This window comes from Palleronia caenipelagi, assembly GCF_007004065.1.
Lineage (GTDB): Bacteria > Pseudomonadota > Alphaproteobacteria > Rhodobacterales > Rhodobacteraceae > Palleronia > Palleronia caenipelagi.
Genome location: NZ_VFSV01000096.1, coordinates 1 through 4,581, shown reverse-complemented (window position 1 = coordinate 4,581; position 4,581 = coordinate 1). Strand labels below are relative to the sequence as shown.

The window sequence follows — 4,581 nt, the reverse complement described above, 5'->3', positions numbered from 1 at the left end:
GCGGTTTCAATAAACCCTAAAGCAGTCATCGGATTGACGAACGCACTCGCCCCGTCCTCGGCCGAATAATCGCCCAGAGGCAGGCACATGGCCGCCTCGACGACACAATACTGGCTGTAAGCATTGCCCGACAAACAGGCGACGCGCTGGCCCATCAGCGCCTTGGCCATATCGCTCTCACCCGTCGCAACGACAGTCCCGGCGCCCTCATTCCCCGCAGGTAGCTTCAGTCCATGACGCGCTTTGGATCCCGCATTGAACGGTTCAGGCATGGTAGCGACGTATTTTCCACGCGAGTATTCGGCGTTCTCGAGATCAGCAGCACCGACAAGAATGGCGAGATCCGACGGATTGATCGGCGCCGCCTCCATTTTCACAAGGACCTGAGTGCCGGTCGGATCGGGAAAGGTGACATCCTCGATCGCGACGGTAAGCGTGCCATTGCTTTCCAGTGTTGTGAACAGCTGCTTGCCCGTGGTGCTCATGTCGATAACTCCAGGTTTCGGGTTCAGGATGCAGATACGGATCACAGATCCGGCCAGATGGACCGACGGACTTCTGACCTACGGCCCTTGATCGAACACCAAATGTGTCGAAACGGCCAGTCCTTAATGAACATACAACTCGTGCCGTGCTCGCATCCACACGTGGCAACGCGAAGTTCAGCAGCTCCCAGCTGAACTTGACGCCTCATTGACCGCCTTTCTAAGATCTTCATATTATTGGGTGGAGTTTCCCTTGGCATATCAAAATAGGGTCGATCCCTTTTCTCAACTTCACGCTGTATCAGCACGTGGTACATTGATGGGCAATCGCGGTATCCTGCATGATGCTGCACAGGAAGTCATCCATACTCACCGCCATCCGAATTGGGTTGCCTGTGCGCTCTCGTACAAAAATGCGCACAGAGAGATCATGCAGCCACATAATTACACAGAGCTGTTTTTTCTTGACGAGGCGACCGCATTTTCTGCCGGCCACCGCCCCTGTGCAGCTTGCCGCCGTGATCGATACAAAGAGTTCTGTAAATTATGGGAACAGGTTCATGGAGCCGCCGAATTCAGCACGCCTCTCCCCCAGACAATTGACAAGGCATTGCATCGGGCTCGCATCACACGGCAGAAAGAAAAAGTGACCTTTGACGCCCGAATTTCGGAGCTGCCTGATGGTGTATTTTTTGCGCAGGCGGGCGCGTCATTTCTGATCTGGCGGGGGAGAATTCTACATTGGTCCTTTGACGGTTACGTTCCACATGCGCTCTCAAGCTCTGAAACGGTTCAAGTTCTGACGCCCCAACCGATTGTGGATCTTTTCGGGGCAGGATACCTCCCAGAGGTCCATCAAAGCGCTCAGGCGATGTGATGCTTCTTACATAGCTGCAGTCAGCTCCGGATCAGCCAAACTCAGGAAGCGCAAAAATGCTGCGGACCGGGTCGAACGGCAGGCAACGGGTGCCGCATCGCGGCACCTAAGATGGCGATGAGCGGCGATTGCGGGCCGTTCTTGCTTCTACTGTTGAGGGACTTAAACTCTGCCCGATGCGCATCTTCGACAACATCATCAGCGACCGTGGGTCGAAGTATGCCGTTTCAGGCGCTCCGTGTTCCTCCGACTGCGAGGCCAAGGCACTGGTCAAGGAGCTTTGCCGCAAAAAGAAGTTCGCCAAAGCGACCCATAACACCTGGGCTGTGTTGACCGCCAACGGGCCTTGCAAAAATGATGATGGGGAAGCGGGCGCCGGGATGGTCATCCTGAGGATGCTGGAACGGGAAGAATTGTACGATCATCTGATCGTGGTGACCCGTTGGTTTGGTGGCAAGCATCTTGGCGGAGATCGGTTTCGGCATGTGCAAGACGCCGTGCGGATCTATCTGCATGATTTGCGCGCGTCTTGACACTTTCGCCGCGACCCGTCTCGTCGAGCGTCGTTGGGTAGAAACGTGACGCAGAATGTGGACAGAGGGCAAAATTGATGTGCGGTCGGTTTGTCGATCCCAATCTGAGAAGCGCCGGGCTCGATACCTCGTGGATCGATGCAGCGCCCTTCGGCAACTGGCGTCAACGCTTCAATGTCGCGCCGACAAGCAGCGTGATCCTTCTCGGAGGTCCGGAGCGCAAGCCGCTCCTCGCCCGGTGGTGGCTCATTCCCTCCTGGCATGACGGAACGATGGCGGACTGGAAGGCCACGACCTTCAACGCGCGCATCGAAGATGCGGCGCTGAAGCCGTCCTTTCGTCAGGTCTGGCGCACCGGGCGCTGTCTCATCCCCATGCGGGGCTATTACGAATGGACCGGGCCGAAGGGCGCAAAGCAGCCCCACTTCATCCAGAGCGCTGGCAATACAGAGACGCTCTTCGCCGCCGGTCTGGCGTCTCGCTGGCAGGATCTGCTGACCTGCACGATGATGACCCGCGCGGCCAATGACGATGTGGCGGCGATCCATCACCGGATGCCGGTCCTCCTAGATCTCGAGGAGCAGGAGGCCTGGCTGTCAGGATCCGAAGATCCTGATCTCGGGCAAAGCGCGCGCCTGTCGCATCATCCCGTCGCGCCCTTTGGATCCCGCGATGATGGCCCGGACTTGATCGAGCCGATCACGGCCAACGCAAAGCCCACCTGAGTGTCGTCGGCATCCCCGTGGATGGTCCGTTATCGACAGGGATCCGCGCAGCAGCGTTGCCGAAATCTCTATCGGCCCAACGCACGTCGCAGCCATGCAGCATGCTAAGAGCAAGATTTGAACGAGCTTACCCAGGTCAGCGAAACCCAATTCACCCAATCCCTTAGGTCGTTGTTTTATAACATCTTTTTAAAGAGCGTAATCAGACTCAGATTTATGCGTCCAAAGACACAAATGTGGTGCACAACACAGAACGGCGGACGTTAAAAATCAATGACTTACAGACACCACAAACTCTGAACTATGTGGCTTCTTACAATTCATGTGGAACGTCACACGAAGTTGTTCTTTGCGTCATAAACTGACCCAATCAGCTTCCAGTGTTGATCCCCCAGGCTCGCTTCATCGTTTGTTTGCTCGTGCGCTTTGGTAGCCTGCGGCAGGACTGAGCCCGGCATTTCTAATTTCCAAGTGACAAGCTTTCGCGATCACCCGATAACCTCGCTGCAAAGCTGCGAATACAACATTCCCACCCTCCTCCTGGACCTGCTTCAGTCATGGGCCTTGCTTCTCGAATGATAGCAAGGGGCTTACGTCGGCTGTGACGAGGGTCTGTTGTCAAAGCCCGTGGCAATACCTGAGATTGTGGCAAGATCACTTCGTCGGAAGACGTGGTTTGCTCTCGGACCGGTGACAATAGGGGTTAGGTTGGCCGCTTTAAGAAGCGGGTGCACGGACGTCGGATGCTTCCCGAGAGATCGGGCGATTTCGCCCAATGTCGCAAACTGCTCTCGAAACCTCTCAATATCGTCCTCTTCGATCAAGCTCGACGGATGCCGTGTGACGGAGTTTCGCCCGAGTTTAACGGGAAGATAACCGTCCCTGATCAACAGTTTGATCGTGGACTGGGTCACCCCGAGCATTCGGGCGGCATCTTGCCGTGTCACGCCGGTCGTCGGAGCCTCCGTCTCAAAATTTCGAATTTCACGGCAATCAACCACAAGCGCACCCAAACCCCGCCGTTCCGGCAGTCGACCAACAAAGTTCAGATCGCCCGCGAGGATCTTCTCGATGATCACGATCATCGGGCATTTCGCGTTCAGGGCCGCTCGCGAGATTGTTTTGTAATGCGATGGACACTCGTCCATTGGAACAGCGCATTTGGTCAATTTGTTGAGGAACTTATCGAGCGAGAGTTTGGAATATCGCTTTGCGGCTTTGCAGGTCTTGATATCGGGCCGAACGTGACCGCGGCGAAGAAGCTGCGCGAACGCCGTCTCACTCGATCCTATGTGACGGGCTGCCTGTTTTGCGTCGAGCATGTCTTTGAGATCTGTTGTGACGGCAGCCAGCACATCCGCATCGTAGTGATAGGGCAAAAGGTGTTTCCTGGTCGTGCCGTCAAACGCTGCGAAGCCCAGCTCTATCAGACGATCCGCGAGCTTGGATTTGGTCACACGATATTCACAGGCGGCAGATGCAAGCGTGTGCCGATACCGCCTCGGACAGCTTGCCCCCATGACGACCTCGTCCTTCGGAATGGGAAACGTCTGGAAAATGTAGTTCCGGACAACGTGGCGAACCGGCTCAAAATCCGGGCCGAGGTTCGACCGGTTCAACCAGTCGAAAAAGATCTTGTGGTCTTTTGAGTAACCCAAATAGGACCTGATCTTCGTCCCTGTTTCCGGACAGTGTGATTGTTGACCCTACGCGGCGATTTTCCAACTCATTTCTTTGAATGCCTGGGCTGGTGTCTGGTAGCCTATGGCTGAATGCCGTCGCTGGCGGTTGTAGAAGACCTCGATGTACTCGAAGATCGCGGCCTTGGCGTGTGCCTTTGTTGCGAAGCGCTGGCGGTGGACCAGCTCCTTTTTGAGCGAAGAAAAGAAGCTCTCCATCGGGGCGTTATCCAGACACTCCCCTTTGCGGCTCATGGATTGGATCAGCTTTGCGCGATGGAT

General features: G+C 55.8%; 6 protein-coding genes. 4 read left to right on the top strand and 2 right to left on the bottom strand.

Annotated features, from left to right (window positions below; all coding sequences use genetic code 11):
- A partial coding sequence (locus FEV53_RS19660; protein WP_185962353.1) for an alcohol dehydrogenase catalytic domain-containing protein occupies positions 1-485 on the bottom strand: 485 nt, incomplete at its 3' end.
- Positions 486-738: 253 nt separating this feature from the next.
- Here FEV53_RS19660 and FEV53_RS19655 point away from each other — a divergent pair.
- From FEV53_RS19655 to FEV53_RS21350, 4 genes are all read left to right on the top strand, one after another.
- Positions 739-1,362, top strand: a complete 624-nt coding sequence (locus tag FEV53_RS19655) for a hypothetical protein (protein WP_142836346.1) — start codon at positions 739-741, stop codon at positions 1,360-1,362.
- 176 nt (positions 1,363-1,538) lie between these two features.
- Positions 1,539-1,895 (top strand): YigZ family protein, encoded by a 357-nt coding sequence (locus tag FEV53_RS19650; RefSeq protein WP_142836347.1) that lies wholly within the window; start codon positions 1,539-1,541, stop codon positions 1,893-1,895.
- Positions 1,896-1,972: 77 nt separating this feature from the next.
- On the top strand, positions 1,973-2,620 hold the full coding sequence (locus FEV53_RS19645) for an SOS response-associated peptidase (RefSeq protein WP_142836345.1): 648 nt from the start codon (positions 1,973-1,975) through the stop codon (positions 2,618-2,620).
- A gap of 743 nt (positions 2,621-3,363) precedes the next feature.
- Positions 3,364-4,269 (top strand): hypothetical protein, encoded by a 906-nt coding sequence (locus FEV53_RS21350; RefSeq protein ID WP_142836344.1) that lies wholly within the window; start codon positions 3,364-3,366, stop codon positions 4,267-4,269.
- Positions 4,270-4,326: 57 nt separating this feature from the next.
- Here FEV53_RS21350 and FEV53_RS19635 read toward each other — a convergent pair.
- Positions 4,327-4,581 (bottom strand): IS3 family transposase (locus FEV53_RS19635; RefSeq protein WP_142836343.1); only part of this gene is annotated, 255 nt, incomplete at its 5' end.

What these genes read in the sequence shown, in the direction of transcription:
- FEV53_RS19650 (WP_142836347.1), top strand. Translation starts at nt 1,539, where the DNA reads ATGCGCATCTTCGACAACATCATCAGCGACCGTGGGTCGAAGTATGCC.
- FEV53_RS19645 (WP_142836345.1), top strand. Translation starts at nt 1,973, where the DNA reads ATGTGCGGTCGGTTTGTCGATCCCAATCTGAGAAGCGCCGGGCTCGAT.
- FEV53_RS21350 (WP_142836344.1), top strand. Translation starts at nt 3,364, where the DNA reads ATGCTTCCCGAGAGATCGGGCGATTTCGCCCAATGTCGCAAACTGCTC.